The sequence below is a fragment of the Streptomyces sp. NBC_00464 genome (assembly GCF_036013915.1).
GTDB lineage: Bacteria > Actinomycetota > Actinomycetes > Streptomycetales > Streptomycetaceae > Streptomyces.
This window is the reverse complement of sequence record NZ_CP107899.1, coordinates 751622-769149: the sequence shown is the minus strand read 5'-3', so window position 1 is coordinate 769149 and position 17528 is coordinate 751622. Positions and strand designations below refer to the sequence as shown.

Here is a 17528-nt window from a genome sequence, read left to right as displayed (position 1 = left end):
AGGTCCCCGGCGCAGTCCAGAGCGGAGCAAGACAGACATGACCCATGTCCCGGAACAAAGACGCCTGTCCCTGGTGATGGCGGCCGCCGTCCTTGCCGCTGTGGCGGGCGCGGCACCCGCGGCCGTCGCGGCACCGGACCCGGGCACCACGCCGAGCGCCCGCAGTGTGCTCGCCTCCCTGGACGGCCAGGAGCGAGAGGCGCTGCACCGGATGGCGACGCTGGACATCGGCGGACTGCACGTCACGGACAAGGCGGCGCTGAAGTCCGCCGACCCCGTGGACGTCATCGTGCAACTGCGGACGCCTCCCGCGCGGACCGCCCGCCTCCTCGCCGCCGCCCAGGGGCGCAGCCTCAGCGAGAAGGACGCGCGCACCGCGGTGACCGAGGCGCAGGGCGCGTTCCGCGACGTGCTGAAGGACATGTTCCCCGAGCAGCGAGCGGCTGCGGGGAAGTCCGGCAAGCAGTCCCGGGCGCCCCGGCTGCACCGCAGTTACACCCACAGCTTCGACGGGGTCAGCCTCAGCCTGCCCGGTGACCGGGTCGCGGAGCTGCTCGACCACGCGGAGGTCGCCTCGGTGTGGCCCGACAGCACGGTGAAGGCGCTCTCCGACCCCGAGGCCACCACACAGGGCGGCCGGGAGACCGGCAGCGCCGACGACGGCGTGGCCCGTCTGCACGCCGAGGGCATCACCGGCAAGGGCGTCAAGGTCGGCATCATCGACACCGGGATCGACTACCGGCACCCCGACCTCAAGGGCGTGTACGCGGGCGGCTACGACTTCGTCGACGACGACGCCGACCCGATGGAGACCACGTACGAGGACTGGAAGGCTTCGGGTCAGGCCGAGACCAACCAGGGTTCCACGTACTACACCGAGCACGGCACCCATGTCGCCGGCATCATCGCCGGACAGGGCGCCGACGCGAAGGCGCGGGCCGCGCACGGCGTCGCCCCCGGTGCCTCCGTCCACGCCTACCGAGTCCTCGGCCCCTACGGCAGCGGCAGCACCAGCAACATCATCGCCGCGATGGACAAGGCGGCCGACGACGGCATGGACGTCGTCAACATGTCCCTGGGCGCCGCCATCAACGACCCGCTCAGCCCGCAGTCCATAGCCGCCGACAACCTCGTCCTCGCGGGCGTCACCACCGTCATCGCCGCCGGAAACAGCGGCCCGAAGCCGGGCACCGTCGCCACGCCGGCCGCGTCCGCCCTCTCGCTGACGGTCGGCGCCCACTCCGAACCGCTGACGCTGCCCGCGTACACGCTGACCGCCGGATCGGTGACGGCGCAGGGCCGGCTGCTCGCCCAGCCCTACGGCGACGCCCTCGACAAGCTGGCGGACGGCCCCCTCGCGGTCGTCGATGTCGGTACCGGCACCGCTGCCGGATACACCGGCAAGGACGTCACCGGCAAGGCCGCCCTGGTCCTGCGTGGCGGCATCCCGCTCGACGAGAAGGTGCGGCGCGCACACGACAACGGCGCCGCGGCCGTTCTCCTCGTCAACAACAACGCCGACGAGGGGCACATCCCGAACTACATCGGTGAGAGCCCGAACTACGTTCCGGCGTTCTCGTTGACCGCGGCGGACGGCGCCGCGCTGACGGCAGCAGGTGCCGAGGTCTCGTTCACCCCGGCCGGAACCTTCCGGCTCGGCGACGGAACACTGGCCGACTTCAGTTCGCGCGGCCCGGTCTACGGCAGCGCCGCCATCAAGCCCGAGGTCACCGCGCCCGGCGTCAGCGTCCTGTCGTCCGTACCGGCCGACATCATCGACCCGGTCGGCGGCGACTACACGTACGCGTACGCCCGCCTCAGCGGAACCTCGATGGCCGCACCGTACGTCACCGGCACCGCCGCGCTGATGCTCCAGCACGACCGCGGGCTGAGCCCCGACGACATCAAGACGGCGCTGATGAACACGGCGACCGAACTGCCCGGCGACGTCAGCGTCTTCGAGGCCGGCGCCGGAGCCGTCGATCCGTACGCAGCCGTGCACGCCACCGCCGCCGTGCAGGTCCCGGAGACCACCCCGCACGTCACGGTCGACGGCTCGCAGACCGAGGTCGACGCCGTCACCGGCGCGTTGGACCTCGGCGTGCTGCCGGTGGGCCGCGCCACGAACCTCCAGCGCACCCTGCGTGTGGTCAACGACAGCGGCAGGCCCGTCACATACGACGTGCGCACCGCCTTCAGCCGCGGTTCCGGCAGTTCCGCGGACGCCGACGCCTCGCACATCACCCTGACCACCGGTGACCGGATCAAGGTCGGAGCCCACGGCAGGAAGTCCGTTGCCGCCGTCCTGCGGGTGCCCGCCGATGCCGCGGCCGGCTACTACGAGGGCACGGTCACGCTGACCCCGCGAAGCGGCAGCGGGATGCCCGCGCTGCACGTCCCGTTCGGCATGCGTGTCGCGAAGTCCGGGTTCGAGGAGGTCGACATGACCAAGTCCGTCATGTCGACCGGACGGGGTTCCGATCAGGGAGCCGTCGGGAGCGGTGCGGCCACCTTCAACCTGAGGATGGCCGGACAGCTGCGCAGCATCGACATCTTCCTCGCCGACGCCGACGGCAAGGACCTCGGCTACATCGGCGGCATCAACACCGTCGGTCTCACCGAAGGCGTCCTCTACGGTCCGGCGACGGTGGGCCCCTGGTACTTCCCGTCGACCGGTGACAAGGCCACCCCGTTCGACCCGCGCGGCCGCTTCATCGACGACGGCCACTACAAGCTCCGTATCGTCGGAACGGACGCTGCCGGCGGTACCGACAGCGAACTGCGTGACGTGTACGTGGACACGCAACTGCCCGCGTACGAGGACACCTACGGAGCCTGGGACCCGGCCCACCCCACCGTCGTCGAACAGCCCGCCGACGCCACGACGTTCCCTGTGACCGGCACCCTGCTGGACGCCCAGGCCGACGACATCCGCGATGCGGGCCTCGACATCGGTCAGAGCGACAACCGCCTGTACTACTCGCTCTACAGCCCGAACGCGCCCGAAGGCAACCTCGGCGTGGGGTCGGACGGGACCGTGAACGGGCAGGTCAAGCTCCCCGTCGGCCCGCCCGTCGCGCAGCTCAAGCTGTGGCCCACGGACGCCGCGGGCAACATCAGCGGCATCCGTCAGGTCAACATCATGAGGAAGGGCACGCCCTATGTGGTCGGCGACGCGAGCACCGCGTCGGCGCGCGCCGGTGACCGTGTCACGTACACGCTGACCGCGCACGAGCTGAAGAACTGGAAGACGTTCACGTCGCAGTTCCGCTACGACGACCGGAACGTCAAGCTCGTCTCCATCGAACCGACCGCCGAACTGAAGGCACACGGCCCGTCCGAGATCCGACGCACCGACGTGTCGGCCGGATCGTCCTCGTACAGCACGCTCTCCTTCGACGTCGCCGACAGTGCGGGCCTCAGCGGCGATTCGATGCCGTTGGTGAAGGTGACGTACGAGGTGACCGGTGGCACGGTGACGGCGAACGCCGGCCTGAGCACGGGCAGCACCTCGGCCGTCGACACGGCGGGCACCAAGACGAACCTGAACATCCAGTTCTACGGTGCGGTGCGCATGCTCAACCCGACGTCGACCTTCGTCGCCCGCCCGGCCGTCCAGGCCCTGCTGACCCGGGAAGGCGCGTACGACAACGTCCGCGACCACACCGCCGACGGCATCGAGGCGACCCTCACCGCACCCGACGGCACCAGCCGTGAGGCGGCCCTGGACAAGACCGGCCGGATCTCCGTCAGCGGGCTGACCCCGTCCGACAAGCCGTACCGGTTCCGGGTGACGGCGCCCGGCCACTTCACCTGGACCGAGGACATCGACCTCGGCCTGGACGGCACCTGGGGTGTGGCCGGCAACACCGCCAGTTCGGCGGCCGCCCTCGTCGCAGGTGACGTGAACGGCGACGACGTCGTCGACGTCCGGGACGCGGCCGCCGTGTACGCGGCGCGCGGGACGGCCGAGCGCGCCGCCGACATCGACCACGACGGCACCGTCGGCGCGAAGGACCTCGCCTGGGTGAAGGACAACTACCTGGCGCAGAACAGCAGGGCCGACCGGTACACCGACCCGGTCAAGCGCCTGCGCGGCAAGTCGCTGGAGGACTACCTGGACCTGATGTAGGCGCGGGGCCGCCGTGCCGGGTACTCACACCCAGTTGTTGCGCATCGCGTACCAGCCGAGCTGGACGCGTGACGTCACGGCGGCCAGATCCATCAGCGCCCGCACCCGGCGCTGCACCGTACGCGGCGACGTGCCCAGCTGATGGGCCGTCGCCGCGTCGGTCAGCCCGGCCAGCATCAGCTGCAGAATGCGGCGGTCGGTGGGGCTCAGATCGCCGTCCTCGCGCAGATACGGGCGCGAGCGGCGCCACACCGACTCGAACAGCTCGATCGCCAGCACCACGAGCGGTGGCCGCAGTTCCAGGGACCTTCCCGGCTCCACCTGGACCATGGCCGTCTCGCCGTCCGCTATGAGCAGTTTGATCAACGGCTGATCGACGACCCGGACTTGGTGGCCCCGTTCCACCCGCAGGTCCAGCGCGCGCAGCGCCGCCGGCTCGGAGAGGAAGTCGCGGTCCACGACGATGCGGTAGGAAGCATCCGGATTGCCGTCCTTGCGCATCGGCGGTCCACTTCCGTCCGGCGGCTGACCGTCCGGTCCGTCCGGTCCGTCCGGCAGGGTCGTCGGTACGGGTGCCACCGTGTTCGCCCCCGACTGGAAGCCCCACAACGTGGTGCGGGCGGCGTACTCGATGTCGTAGATGCGCCGTGCCTGCTCCTCCCGGCTCTCCAGGACCCGGACGATATGTTCGTCGCTCGCGCCGGCGCCGGATCCCCACTGTCCGAGCAGCCGGGTCAGCGCGGCGTCCGCGCCCCGCAGATGGTCCTGCAACTCGGCGAGCGACGCGCGCAGGGCAGGACCGGCCGGCGCGGAGCCGTCGGGCCGTTGGGAGGGTGTTACTGGGACGGGCGACATGCCCCCCATTCTCGCCGCTCCCGCCCACCTCCGGGCAGGGACCCCCGCGGCGGTACGTCGGCTGCGTGCGGGTGCGCGCTGGCCGACCTGTCGTGATTACGCCATGGCGGCCTCTCGCCAGCCCGAACGCGCCCATGAGGACCGGCAATTGGCGACGCTTCTGGTTCACCACCCCTTCGATCAGGAGTTGTCCCCCGTGAGACGCAGCAGACCATGGCGGTCCACCGCCGCCGGGCTCGCGGCCGTTGCCCTGCTGGGCGTCGGCATACCCGCGGCCCAGGCCGGTACGGCCACCACCACACCCGTGACCGGGACCGGCACCGACGCCGCGCGCACCGTGACCGTCACCCTCGTCACCGGTGACGTCGTCGACGCCCGGGTCGACCACGACGGCCAGGTCCTGTCGGCATCGCCCCGCCCCGTGGACGGCACCGACCACCCCGCCGCCGTCTGGCAGGACGGCAACCACACGTACGTGTTCCCGCAGGGCGTCGAGAAGCTCATCGACGCCGGACTCGTCGACGTGCGCCTCTTCGACATCGGCCGGCTCGTCGCCGACGGCTACGACGACGCCCACTCCGCCACCATGCCGGTGGTCGTGGAATACGCCGGGGGCCGCATGCCGCGCACCGCCCGCCCCGGCGTCAGGACGACCGCCGCGCTCGACTCCATCGGCGGCGCCGGACTGGCCGTCACCAAGACGTCCGCCGCCGAGGCATGGAAGGACCTGGCCCCGGCGAAGGACTCGGCCCGTGCGGCCGGCGGCGTCACCAGGATCTGGCTCGACGCCAAGGTCCGGGGGAACGCCGTGGACGCACTCGGTACCCCGACCGTCCCCCTCACCGGAGCCGCCACCGCGCACAAGGCGGGGCTCGACGGGTCCGGAGTCAAGGTCGCGGTCCTGGACACCGGTGTGGACGCCGGCCACCCCGACCTCGCGGGCCGGATCAAGCAGACCAAGGTGTTCGTCCTCAACCAGGACGCCCAGGACCGCACCGGCCACGGCACCCACACCGCGTCCACGATCGCCGGAACGGGCGCCGCCTCCGCCGGCCGGTACGCGGGCATGGCCCCGGGCGCCGACCTCCTCGTCGGCAAGGTGCTCGGCGACGACGGTTCCGGCACGCTCAGCGGCATCGTCGACGGCATGGAGTGGGCCGTCGCCCAGGGCGCCCAGGTCGTCTCCATGTCGCTCGGCGCAGATGGCGCCACCAGTTGCGCGGGACCGGACGTCGAAGCGGTCCAGCGCCTGGGAAGCAAGGCCCTGTTCGTCATCGCGGCGGGCAACGCCTCGCTGCGCGGCACCGTCTCCACACCCGGCTGCGCACCCAGCGCCCTCACCGTAGGCGCCGTCGACCGCAAGAACGAGACGGCGTACTTCTCCAGCCGGGGTCCCTCCGCCGACGGGATCAACGCCAAGCCCGACATCGCCTCCCAGGGCGTCGACGTCGTCGCGGCGCGCGCGGGCGGCCGCGACGCGCAGGCGTACCAGTCGATGTCCGGCACCTCGATGGCCACCCCGCATGTCGCCGGCGGCGCCGCGCTCCTGCTCCAACAGCACCCCGGCCTGGCCCCCGCCCGCCTCAAGGCGCTGCTCACCTCGTCCGCGAAGGACACCGACGCACCCGTTCTCGACCAGGGCGCCGGGCCGATGGACGTGGCCCGGGCGACCGCCCAGCCCGTCGTCGGCGACCCCAATCCGCTGCTGGGCGACTTCGCGTACCCGCAGGCCGGACTCGACGCGGTCGACCGTGCGGTCACGCTGACCAACGTCACGGACAAGGACGTCACGCTCACCGTCGCCGTCAGCGACGTCCGCGGCGACGACGGCTCCCGCGTCCGCGGCTTCGCCTCGGCCGCCCGTACCCGGGTCACCGTCCCCGCGAACGGCACCGCCGACGTGCCGGTGCGCATCGACCCCGCGGCGAAGCTCGACGCGGGTGACTACGGCACCCTGACCGGCCGCCTCGTCGGCACGGGCGCGCACGGTGTGCGCGTCACCGTTCCGTTCGGCGTGCACCTGGAGGTGCCGTCGGCCGACCTGACGGTCAAGGGCCTGGACCGGCACGGCGACCCGGCCTCCTCGCTCTCGACGTTCCAGCTGTTCGACGACCACCGCGACAGCGCTCGGCGGTACACGATCGGCTACCCGACCGCCGGCAGCACCACGATCCGGGTACCGCTCGGTACGTACTCCCTCGGTGGAATGATCATGACCAGGGACGAGCCGGGTGACATCGGCAGCGTGGCATCGGTGTCCCAGCTCTACCGGCCGGAGCTCACCGTCTCCGGCGACACCACCGTCACCCTGGATGCCCGCGACGCCGAACAGGTCGGGTGGGACACCGACCGGGCGAGCCGGCCCAACGGCTTCGCGATCGGACTGACCTACGGTCTGGACGACACCGGCCGCATGCTCGCCGGCTATGCCACCGCCGTTCCGTCGTACGTCAAGGCGATCTACGCGCAGCCGGTCCGGCACGCCGACAAGGTCACCTTCCTCGCCTCCGTACGGCAGACCGCGCCGCAGGCCGGTTTCACCACGGGCGGCGGACGGGTCCTGGACCCGCTGCCGGTGCAGAAGGCCACCGAGTTCGACGGCAAGGGCACTGCCGAGGTCGTCGCGATCGGCAAGGGCACGGACGCCAACTTCGCCGCCCAGGACCTGAAGGGCAAGGTCGCCCTGGTGGACGCCGGGACAGGCGGCGGCAACGCCTACCTGTGGGACACCGCCGCCAAGAAGGCCGGAGCCGCCGGTGTCCTGGCCGCGGTCCCCGACAGCAAGGGCCGCTTCCAGATCACCGGCCCCGAGGGGGGCGTTCCGCAGGCCACCATCACCTGGGACGACGCCCTCACACTGAAGGCGGAGGCCGGACAGACGGGTTCGGCGAAGGTGAGCTGGTCCGGCACCGCGACCGCGAACAGCCCATACGTCTACAACCTGGCGTACACCTCGAAGGACGCGATCCGCCCCGGCATCCAGCGGGTCCGTGACAGCAAGCTCGCCGCCACCGAAGCCCGTTACCACGTGCAGCAGGCCACGGGCGACACGACGTACTGGTCCGATGTGAAGGTGGGTCTGCCCGGCATGGCCGCCGTGTGGGCCGGCGGCACGACGCTGCCGCTGCACGCCCCGCAGCGTCGCACCGAGTACTTCACGCCGTCCGGCAGCGAGGGCCTGACCTGGACCACGCTGATGCGTCGGGACCTCGGCCCGAACAGCGGCACCGCGTACGACGGCCCGCGCGCGGTACAGCAGGGCGCGTCCACGGCGAACTGGTACAAGTCGCCGTACGGCCCCGTGCGCAACACCTACAGCCCCGCGCTGATGACCCGTAACAGCAACCGGCTCACCTTCACCATCGCCCCGTTCGGCGACGCCGGCGGTCACGACTCCACCATCGCCCGGCTCGATACCGGTACCCGTCAGCTGCTCGTGAACGGCGAGCCGCAGGCCCAGGTCTCGGGCATCTACGAGCTGCCCCGGGAGCAGGCCGACGTGACGTTCCGCCAGTCGTGGCAGCGGCCCGCCACCGCCATCGACCGCACCGGGCTGGCCTACGGCGCGGAGTGGAACTTCCGCTCCGGCGCCGCCGACCAGGGCGCCCAGCGCCTGCTTGTCCCGATCCTCGACCTGCCGTCCGATCTGCGCAACTCCCGCCCTGCGGGCGAGGCGACGACGATCGGCGTCGGCGCGGTCGTGGACGGCGCGGACGGTCCGGTCGTCCTGCAGGACGCCCGCGTCGAGTACGCCTACGGTGACGAGACCACCACGGCCGCGGTCACCGACTGGCACCCGGCACAGATGAAGCGGTCGCACGGGACCTGGCGGGCGGTCGTGCCCGGCGACGCCCCCGCCGGCACCTTCGTCCACCTGCGCGTCACGCTCGCCGACGGGCAGGGCGCGTCGGTCGGCCAGACGATGGTCCGCGCCTACGAGGTCCGCTGAGACATGCCGCGGGGCCGCCCCCTTCCGGGACGGCCCCGCGGCGCACGTACATCGGCTCAGGACGGCGGCACGGCCGTACGCCACCGGGCCGGTCCGTCGCACGACGGGCCGGCCCTTCTTCGTGCTCCGGAGCGGTGGCGGGACTACGACGCGTCGTCAAGTCGCCACCACGCGAACCCGGTTGACGGGCCTCGGCGCTGCGAGGATGCGACGCGTCCGTTCCGTGAACCTTGGGGGTTCCCTTCATGCAGGTCAGATCCATCGTCGCCGCCGCCGGTCTGGTGGCAGCGACGCTCATACCCGTCACCGTCGCGCAGGCGGCCGGCCCGCCCGGCCAGGACAACACGGGCAGGCCTGCCGTGCCCGCGACCTTCACGGTGCCGCTGCCCACCGGTGACACCGTCACGGTCGAACGTTCCGGCACCGCCATCAGCTCGGCCACGGTCACCCCGGCACCCGGCCGCGAGAACGTCTCCTTCACCACCAGTTCCGTGGGATCGGACGACGTCAGCGTCATCCCCGCGGACGCCGATCCGCTGCTCGCAGCGGGCCGGCTCGACCCCCGTCTCTTCGACGTCAAGGCGCTGCTGGAGGCCGGTTACGGAACGAAGGGCACCACCGCCGACGCGGGCGTGGGCATGATCGTCCAGCACGCCAAGGGAACCGGTGCGGCGAAGCAGGCCCGCAAGGCGGCCGGCAGCGCGGCCCGCCCCGGCCAGGCGATCCCCCGTCTGGGCCTGACCTCGCTCGACCCGCACGGCCGCACGGACGCCGCCGCCACCTGGAAGCGCCTCACCGCCGGCACCGGCCGCTCGCTGGCCGGCGGTGCGAACAAGCTCTGGCTGGACGGCCGGATGCACGTCGCCCTGGACAAGAGCGTCCCCCAGATCAACGCCCCGCAGGCGTGGAGCGACGGGTACACCGGCAAGGGCGTCAAGGTCGCGGTGCTCGACACCGGTTACGACTCCGACCACCCTGACCTGGCGGGCCGGGTGAGCGTCTCGGCCAACTTCCTCGGCGGCGACAGTGCCGAGGACGACAACGGCCACGGCACCCATGTGGCCTCCACGATCGCAGGGGTCGACAGCACCTACCGAGGTGTCGCCCCCGACGCCTCCCTCGCCGTGGGCAAGGTCTGCGACAACACCGGATCCTGCCCGACCTCCGCGCTCCTCGCCGGTATCGACTGGGCGGTCAACACCGTTCACGCCAAGGTCGTCAACATGAGCCTGGGCGGGCCGGCCGACGAGACGGACCCCGCGATCGCGGTCATCAATGACCTGTCGGCGAGCAGCGGCACGCTGTTCGTCGTCGCCGCGGGCAATGACGGCGAGTACGGCACCGGCACGGTCGGCGCCCCCGCCATTGCGAACGCCGCCCTCGCCGTGGGCGCGGTCGACGCCGACGACGAACTCGCCGCGTTCTCCAGCCGAGGCCCGCGCCCGAGCGACAACGCGGTCAAGCCCGACATCACGGCACCCGGCGTCAGCATCGTCGCCGCGAAGATGGGCGGCGGCCACACCTCCAAGAGCGGTACGTCGATGGCGACGCCGCACGTGGCGGGCTCCGCCGCACTCGTCGCCCAGGCGCACCCCGACTGGAACGGCGAACAGATCAAGACGGCGCTCATGAACAGTGCCGAGCCGAACACCAAGCGCTCGGCCTACCAGCAGGGCACCGGCCGGGTCGACGTGGGCCGCGCCGCCCGGCAGACGGTCCTCGCCGCCCCGGCCAACGTGACGACGACGGCCGGCTGGTCCGACGGCGCCGGCAAGGACACCGAGCACACCGTCACCTTCACCAACAACGGTGACAGCGCCACGACGCTCGACCTGGCCATCGAGAAGCCGCTCTCGCCCACCGCCCAGCCGGGCAACGCCGCGCAGTTCTCGGTGGACCGCGACCAGGTCACCGTTCCCGCGCACGGCACCGCGACGGCGACCGTCACCACCCGCGCCGCCCTGTTGCCGCACGGCCCGTGGTCCGCGGTCCTCACCGCCTCGCAGGACGGCAAGCCCGTCACCCGCACGATCCTCGGCGTCGACAGCCCCGTGCCCAGCCACCAGGTGACGCTCCACGCCGAGCAGCGCGACGGCACTCCGGCCACCGGCACCGCCCTGCTGGTCAACCGCTGGACCGGCGACCGCTACCCGGTCCGCCTCACCGCGGGTACCGCAGCGGTGACCGTGCCCGAGGCCCAGTACTGGGTCGGCATGACGATCAACAGCGGCACCGGTTCGGAGCGCACCACCACCATGGCCGCCACCTCCGTCACCCCGCTCGACGACACCACGGTCGACCTCGACGCCCGCACCGCCGTCCCGGTGTCCGTCGATGTCCACGACCCGGCCGCCCGTGCCACGGCCGTACAGGCCGCGCTCGCGCTGCCCGCCGGCACCGGGATGTACACGCTGAGCGTGGTCACCACTGGTGAGCGTGCCGGAGAGTCCCTGTACGCGACGCCGTTCGCCGAGGCGGACGCCAAGTACCGTACGTTCGCCGTGTTCGCGTCCAAGGACGCCTCCACGCAGGCACCCAGCCCGTTCTTCTACCACGTGGCACGGACCTGGAACGACGGTGTGCCGGCCAGGCCCGCCTTCTCGGTGCACCGCCGTGACCTGACCGACGTCCGCGTGCACTTCAACGCCCAGGGCGCCCCTGCCGCCGGTACCACCGGGGCCACGCCGGACGACGACGCCCTGCTGCCGCTCTTCATCGACCAGCAGGTCCGCTTCCCCTCGATCGTGCGTGACTACCGCACAGCCGGTGAGTGGCTCGACCGGGCCACGATCGCCGGCCGTCAGTCGATCGTGACGTCGACGCAGTCCTTCGGCCCGCACGCTCTGCGCCGCCTGGACTTCGCGTCCGCGGTGGTCGGACCGGCGCTGCCCGCCGTGGCCGCCTACCGGGTCGACGACACCGTGGTCTGGGCCGGAACGCCGTGGTTCGTCGACGGCGACGGTACCCGCGGCGGCTCCGACTGGGGCGCGACGGGAACGCTCAAGCTCGCCAAGGACGGGCAGCAGGTCAGCCAGTGGAGTGCCATCGGCAGCGCCAAGTCCACCCCGGTCCCGGCCGGTTCCGGCCGGTACACCCTGGACGCGGACCTCACCCGTGACCAGGCCTACGCCGCCCTGTCCACCCGCGTGCAGGCGCAGTGGGCGTTCGACTCGGACACCGACGACGGGGCCGGTACCGTCCTGCCGCTGATGGCCGTCCGCTTCACCCCGCACGGTCTCGACGCGTCCGGCGGTGCTGCTCGCTTCTCGACGACGCGGGTGGACGTGACGGTCCAGCGGGCACCGGGTGCCGTCGAAGCCGCCGTCGCCCCGGTCAAGCTGGAGGTCAGCTGGGACGACGGTGCCACCTGGCACACCGTCAAGGTTGCTGACGGCAAGGGCGGGACGCCGCCGCACGCCGCACTGACCGCTCCCACCGGTGCGTCGTACGCGACCCTGCGCGCCACGGTCACGGCGAGTGACGGCAGTTCGGTGAAGCAGACCGTCACCCGGGCCTTCGAGGTCAACAAGTCCCTCGGCTAGACGGGACCCCGAGCGGGCCGGCGCCTTCGGGGGAGCCGGCCCGCTTTCATGTTCGCGGGGGTGGCGAGGATACGACATGACGTACTTTCGCCATCGCCACCTCCCGCACAGTGGCGCCCCCCTCAACGGCCAGTAATCCCAAGGTGAACGGGCCCTTCCTCCCTTCCGCCGAGCGGCTCCGGACCCCGGCGTGCGACCGTGGGCGTCGGCGAGACTGAGGCCCATGTCCACGCCCAAGCCCCCGCTCGATCCCGGAAATCCCGCGAGGACCACCGAGGTGCCGGAGCACGCGTCTCGTCCGCCCGCCCGCGAACCCGCGCACGACGACGCGGCGGCGGTCACGGAGGAGAGACTGCACGCCGTCTTCGGGCAGTTGGGGGAGGACCTGCGGCGCGCCGAGTCGGCCGTGGCCGGCCTGGTCCGTGACCGGCCCGCGGACGACGGCCTGGTGTACGTGGAGACAGTCGACGGCCCGGCGGCCCAGGGGCGCAGGATCCTGGAGCTGGAGACCGGCGCCCGGCTCACGTTCCAGGCGTTCCTGACCGGACTGAACACCGTCACACCGGTCCCGAGGACCTTGACCTCGACGCCGGACGAGGAGCCGCCAGGGGTCGGCTCGGTCCCCGGGGTCACCTACCAGCTCCTGGTCGACCGGGACTTCCTCGCTGAACCGGCGGCGGTGGCCGCCCTGGAGGAGCGGGTGCGAAGCGGTGAGCAGGTCCGGGTGATCGACAGCCCCCTGCTGAAACTGGCCATCGCGGACGGAGAGGTCGCCATGGTCCAGCTCAGCCCGGAGCGGGCGGTGCTGCTGCGGCAGCCGCTCACCATGCTGGTCACCGAGCTGTTCGCGACGGCCTGGCGGCACTCCCGTCCGTATCTGCGCGAAGTCGCCGAACTCGCGCCGGTCGACCGGCAGATCCTCCAGCTGATGCTTTCCGGCCTCACGGACGCGGCCACCGCCAAGCAACTGGGCACCTCGCCCCGCACCGTTCAGCGCAGACTGCGGGCGCTGATGGACCTGGCGTCGGTGACGTCCCGGCTCCAGCTCGGTTGGTACGCCATGCGCAACAACTGGATGTGACGGCCGGTCGCACCACCGGATGGCGGGGCGGCGCCAGCGCGCAGGCTGTCGCACACTCGCCACCGGAACGCCTTGTCGTGGCGCGCGGGCATCGGCGAGGCTCCGGGGGTCTCCCTGCACTTCCCCCGTGTCGACAAGGAGCTCCGCGTGCCCGGATCCAGACGGTTACCCCTACTGGCGGCGGCTGCCGCCCTCGCCCTGAGCGTGAGCGGCCTCGGCCAGACGCCGGGCGTGGCCGCCCCGTCCGTCCCCGAAAGCCCCGGCGCAGCAGCGCAGCCCACGGAGCATCAGGTCACCCTCGTCACGGGCGATGTGGTGCGTCTGACCCAGTGGCCGGACGGCCGCCGCTCGGCGATGCTCGTCCCCGCCGAGGGCGGCACCGTCCGCCACAACGCGTTCATCAGCGAATCGTCCGACGGCCTGTTCGTCATTCCCGAACAGGCGCGGGAGCTGGTCGATGCCGGCCAGGTCGACGCTCAGCTGTTCAACGTCAGCGCCCTGGTCGAGCAGGGGTACGACGATGCGCACGCCGCGGACCTGCCGCTGATCGTCTCGTACGGATCAGGAGCCCGCGCCGCCCGCGCCACGGTGCCCGACGGTACCGCCCGCACCAGGACCCTCAAGAGCCTCGGCGCCGCCGCGCTCCGTACGCACAAGAAGCAGGCAAGGACGTTCTGGGACGAGGCGGTGCGCCCCGGCGGCAACAACAGGCGGTCCGCGCTCGACGGGGGCATGACCCGGATCTGGCTCGACGCCAAGGTCACGGCCTCCCTCGACCGGAGTGTCCCGCAGATCGGTGCCCCGGCCGCCTGGCAGGCCGGCTACGACGGCGAGGGCGTGAAGGTCGCCGTGCTCGACAGTGGCATCGACGCGACCCACCCCGACCTGAGCGGCAAGGTCGTCGAGTCCCGTAACTTCACCACCGAGGGCGACGCCGCATCGGTGGTCGACAACAACGGCCACGGCACTCATGTCGCCGACACCGTCGTCGGCAGCGGCGCCGCCTCCGGCGGCAAGTACAAGGGCGTCGCTCCGGGCGCGCAGCTCGTCATCGGCAAGGTGCTCGACAAGAACGGCCAGGGCACTTCGTCCGCCGTGATCGGCGCCATGGAGTGGGCCGCGCACACCGGTGCCAAGGTGATCAGCATGAGCCTGGGCAGCGGTCCGGGCAACGGCGACGACCCCTCCAGCCTCGCCGTGGAGAGGCTGACGGAGGAGACCGGCGCACTGTTCGTCATCGCGGCCGGCAACGAGGGGCCCGCCCCCAACACCGTCTCCAACCCCGCCGCCGCGCCCTCCGCCCTGGCCGTCGCGGCCGTGGACCACAACGACGTCACCGCGTCCTTCTCCAGCCGCGGCCCCCTCGCCAACACCACGCTCAAGCCGGACATCTCCGCGCCCGGCGTCGGGATCGTCGCCGCGCGGGCCGCGGGAACGTCCAAGGGGCAGGTCGTCGACGACCACTACACGGCGCTCAGCGGCACCTCCATGGCCACGCCGCACGTGTCGGGTGCTGCCGCGATCCTGGTCCAGGAGCATCCGGACTGGTCGCCGCGGCGTCTGAAGGACGCGCTGATGTCCACCTCCAAGTCGGTGGACGGGGCGACCGGTTACGAGCAGGGCGCGGGCCGTGTGGACGTGGCGAGGGCCACCCGCCAGACCCTCACCGCGACGGGTTCGGTCGGCTACGGCTTCTTCAAGTACGGCGTCGACCACGACCCGGTGACCCGCACCGTCGAGTACCGCAACGACGGGGACACCGCGCAGGTCCTCGACCTGTCCGTCCGCGGCGACAACGGCCTGGGGGCCCCGCTGCCCGCCGGCATGGTCGCCGCCTCCGCGGACACCGTGACGGTTCCCGCCCACGGCACCGCCGAGGTGCAGTTGACGGCTTCCCCAGGGACCGGCCCGCGTGGCCGGATCAGCGGTGCGCTCACCGCGATCGCGCGTGACGGATCGGTTGCCGTGCACACCGAGTTCGGCCTGGTGAAGGAGGCCCAGGTGGCCGTCCTCACCGTGCATGCCGTCAACCACGCCGGGCAGGTCGCCTACCGCAACAGCGACGTGAGCCTGTACAACCTGGACACCGGCGCGCTCACCACCCTGCCCCTCAACTCCAAGGGGGACGCGATCTTCCGCGTACAGCCGGGCAACTACAGCCTGATGGGCTTCCTGGCCGGGCTCGACGAGGCGGGCAAGCAGGTCGTCGACTTCACGCTCGCCGGCGATCCGCAGATGGTGGTCGACAGCGACCGAACGATCACCCTCGACGGCACGGCCGCGAAGGAGATCAAGGTCAAGACCCCGACCCCGGCCGAGCACCGCGGCTTGATGGTGGGGTACGAACGCTCCAGCGGATCCCGCTCGGTGACACAGATCGCGCAGCTCGACCAGTACGTCGACCGCGTGTACGCGCTGCCGACCGAGCAGACCACCCGTGAGCAGTTCACGCTGTTCACCCAGTGGGTGATGTACACCCCCGAGATCCGGATCGAAGCGGTCGGGCACGGGACGGTACGGAGTCCTGAGTACGTGACCGGGTCCCCGAGGCTCGACGGCGTCTCCCTGCGCAGGGTCGTCCCGGTCGGCACCGCATCGCCTGCGGACCTCACCGGAGTGGATCTGTCCGGGAGGATCGCCCTGATCCGCGCATCCGCGGACACGGCCCTCGCCGACCAGGTCGCTGCAGTGGCGAAGGCGGGCGCGAAGGCGGTGCTCCTCTACACCAGCGAGCCCGGCCGCTATCTCGCGTCGGCCGGCACGGCCACCCTCGCCATACCCGCCCTCACCCTCGACGCCGGGCCGGGGCAGAAGCTCGCCGCAGAGGCCGCGTCCGGACACCAGGTCCTGCTGATCGCCGCGGAAGCGGCCAGCCGTTACGCGTACGACCTGCTCTTTCCGTGGGACGGTCGGATTCCCGACGACACCACGCTGACGGTCGACAGCGGCAACTCCGCACGGATTGAGGCCGATTACCACGCGCAGACCGCGCACCCGGACGCGCAGGACCTGCGCTGGGCCTACCGTCCGGGTGCCCCCACCGCCACGGTCTGGACCACACCGCGTCCCCTGCCCGCGCCCATCCACCGCACCGAGTGGGTGTCGGCGAACGGCGTCACCTGGCGCCACCTCGTCTATCTGGACAAGGAATGGGGCAGCCATTACAGCGGGCCGATGACCGACTACAGCCCCGGGCAGGTCCTCGAGGAGGGCTGGCTCAAGCAGGTGTCCCGTCCGGCCGTTCCCGAGAACGACCCCGAGTACGTGCCGGTACGCGGCGCCACCCAGATGAACCTGGCCATCACTCCCTGGACCGACTCCGAGGCCGGGCACGACGGTGTGTACTCCTACGTCACCGACAAGTTCACCACCCAGCTCTCCGCGCACGGTGAGGTGCTGGCCAAACGCATCACGGCCACCGGATCGTTCCCCGCCCCCTACGCCGAGCCGACCGAGTACACCCTGGTCATGGACAGTGCCCGCACCGCCGAGTACTGGAAGATGTCCACGAAAACACACTCGGAGTGGCGCTTCACCTCGGCCCGCCCGGCCTCCGGCACCACGCCGCTTCCACTGCTGCAGCTCTACTACGACCTGCCGCTGGATCTGCTCAACCGTGCTCCCGCAGGAAGGAAGTTCAGCTTCGATGTGCGTACCGAGGAGCCGGGCACGGCCGGCCCCGTGCGGGCCAGGACGCTGACGGCGGACGTCTCGTACGACGACGGAACGACCTGGCACAGGGCGGGGGTGACCGGCAGTGCCGACGGCCGGTTCACCGTGTCCACCCACCACCCCGAGGGCCCTGGCTTCGTCTCGTTGCGCATCGGCGCCGAGGACGCCGACGGCAACACGGTGCAGCAGACCATCACCCGGGCCTACGCCGTGAAGTGACGGAACCGGCCGGCCCCGTCGAGCACCCCCGGACGGCCCCGTCCGGGGGTGCTCGACGTCTGGGCGGGGCCGTACCGC

6 protein-coding genes are annotated in these 17528 nt (G+C 71.8%); 5 read left to right on the top strand and 1 reads right to left on the bottom strand.

Annotated features, from left to right (window positions below; all coding sequences use genetic code 11):
- Positions 1-37 precede the first annotated feature (37 nt).
- Positions 38-4132 (top strand): S8 family serine peptidase, encoded by a 4095-nt coding sequence (locus OG912_RS03245; protein WP_327708075.1) that lies wholly within the window; start codon positions 38-40, stop codon positions 4130-4132.
- A gap of 24 nt (positions 4133-4156) precedes the next feature.
- Here the strand turns inward: OG912_RS03245 and OG912_RS03240 are convergent, their stop codons facing one another.
- Positions 4157-4903, bottom strand: a complete 747-nt coding sequence (locus tag OG912_RS03240) for a helix-turn-helix transcriptional regulator (protein ID WP_327708074.1) — start codon at positions 4901-4903, stop codon at positions 4157-4159.
- 280 nt (positions 4904-5183) lie between these two features.
- On the opposite strand from OG912_RS03240, the gene OG912_RS03235 reads away from it, so the two are divergent.
- The 4 genes from OG912_RS03235 to OG912_RS03220 all read left to right on the top strand — a co-directional run bounded on the left by OG912_RS03235 (position 5184) and on the right by OG912_RS03220 (position 17450).
- Complete coding sequence (locus tag OG912_RS03235) at positions 5184-8936, top strand: S8 family serine peptidase (protein ID WP_327708073.1); 3753 nt, start codon at positions 5184-5186, stop codon at positions 8934-8936.
- A 245-nt stretch (positions 8937-9181) separates the two neighbouring features.
- Positions 9182-12478, top strand: coding sequence for a S8 family serine peptidase (locus OG912_RS03230; RefSeq protein ID WP_327708072.1), 3297 nt, complete (start codon positions 9182-9184; stop codon positions 12476-12478).
- A gap of 223 nt (positions 12479-12701) precedes the next feature.
- Positions 12702-13559: a helix-turn-helix transcriptional regulator gene (locus OG912_RS03225; protein WP_327708071.1), complete on the top strand. Its 858-nt coding sequence runs from the start codon at positions 12702-12704 to the stop codon at positions 13557-13559.
- A gap of 147 nt (positions 13560-13706) precedes the next feature.
- Positions 13707-17450 (top strand): S8 family peptidase, encoded by a 3744-nt coding sequence (locus OG912_RS03220; protein WP_327708070.1) that lies wholly within the window; start codon positions 13707-13709, stop codon positions 17448-17450.
- Positions 17451-17528: the final 78 nt, after the last annotated feature.

Excerpts from the sequence above, each read along its gene's own strand:
- OG912_RS03245 (WP_327708075.1), top strand. The coding sequence starts at position 38 with ATGACCCATGTCCCGGAACAAAGACGCCTGTCCCTGGTGATGGCGGCC.
- OG912_RS03230 (WP_327708072.1), top strand. The coding sequence starts at position 9,182 with ATGCAGGTCAGATCCATCGTCGCCGCCGCCGGTCTGGTGGCAGCGACG.
- OG912_RS03225 (WP_327708071.1), top strand. The coding sequence starts at position 12,702 with ATGTCCACGCCCAAGCCCCCGCTCGATCCCGGAAATCCCGCGAGGACC.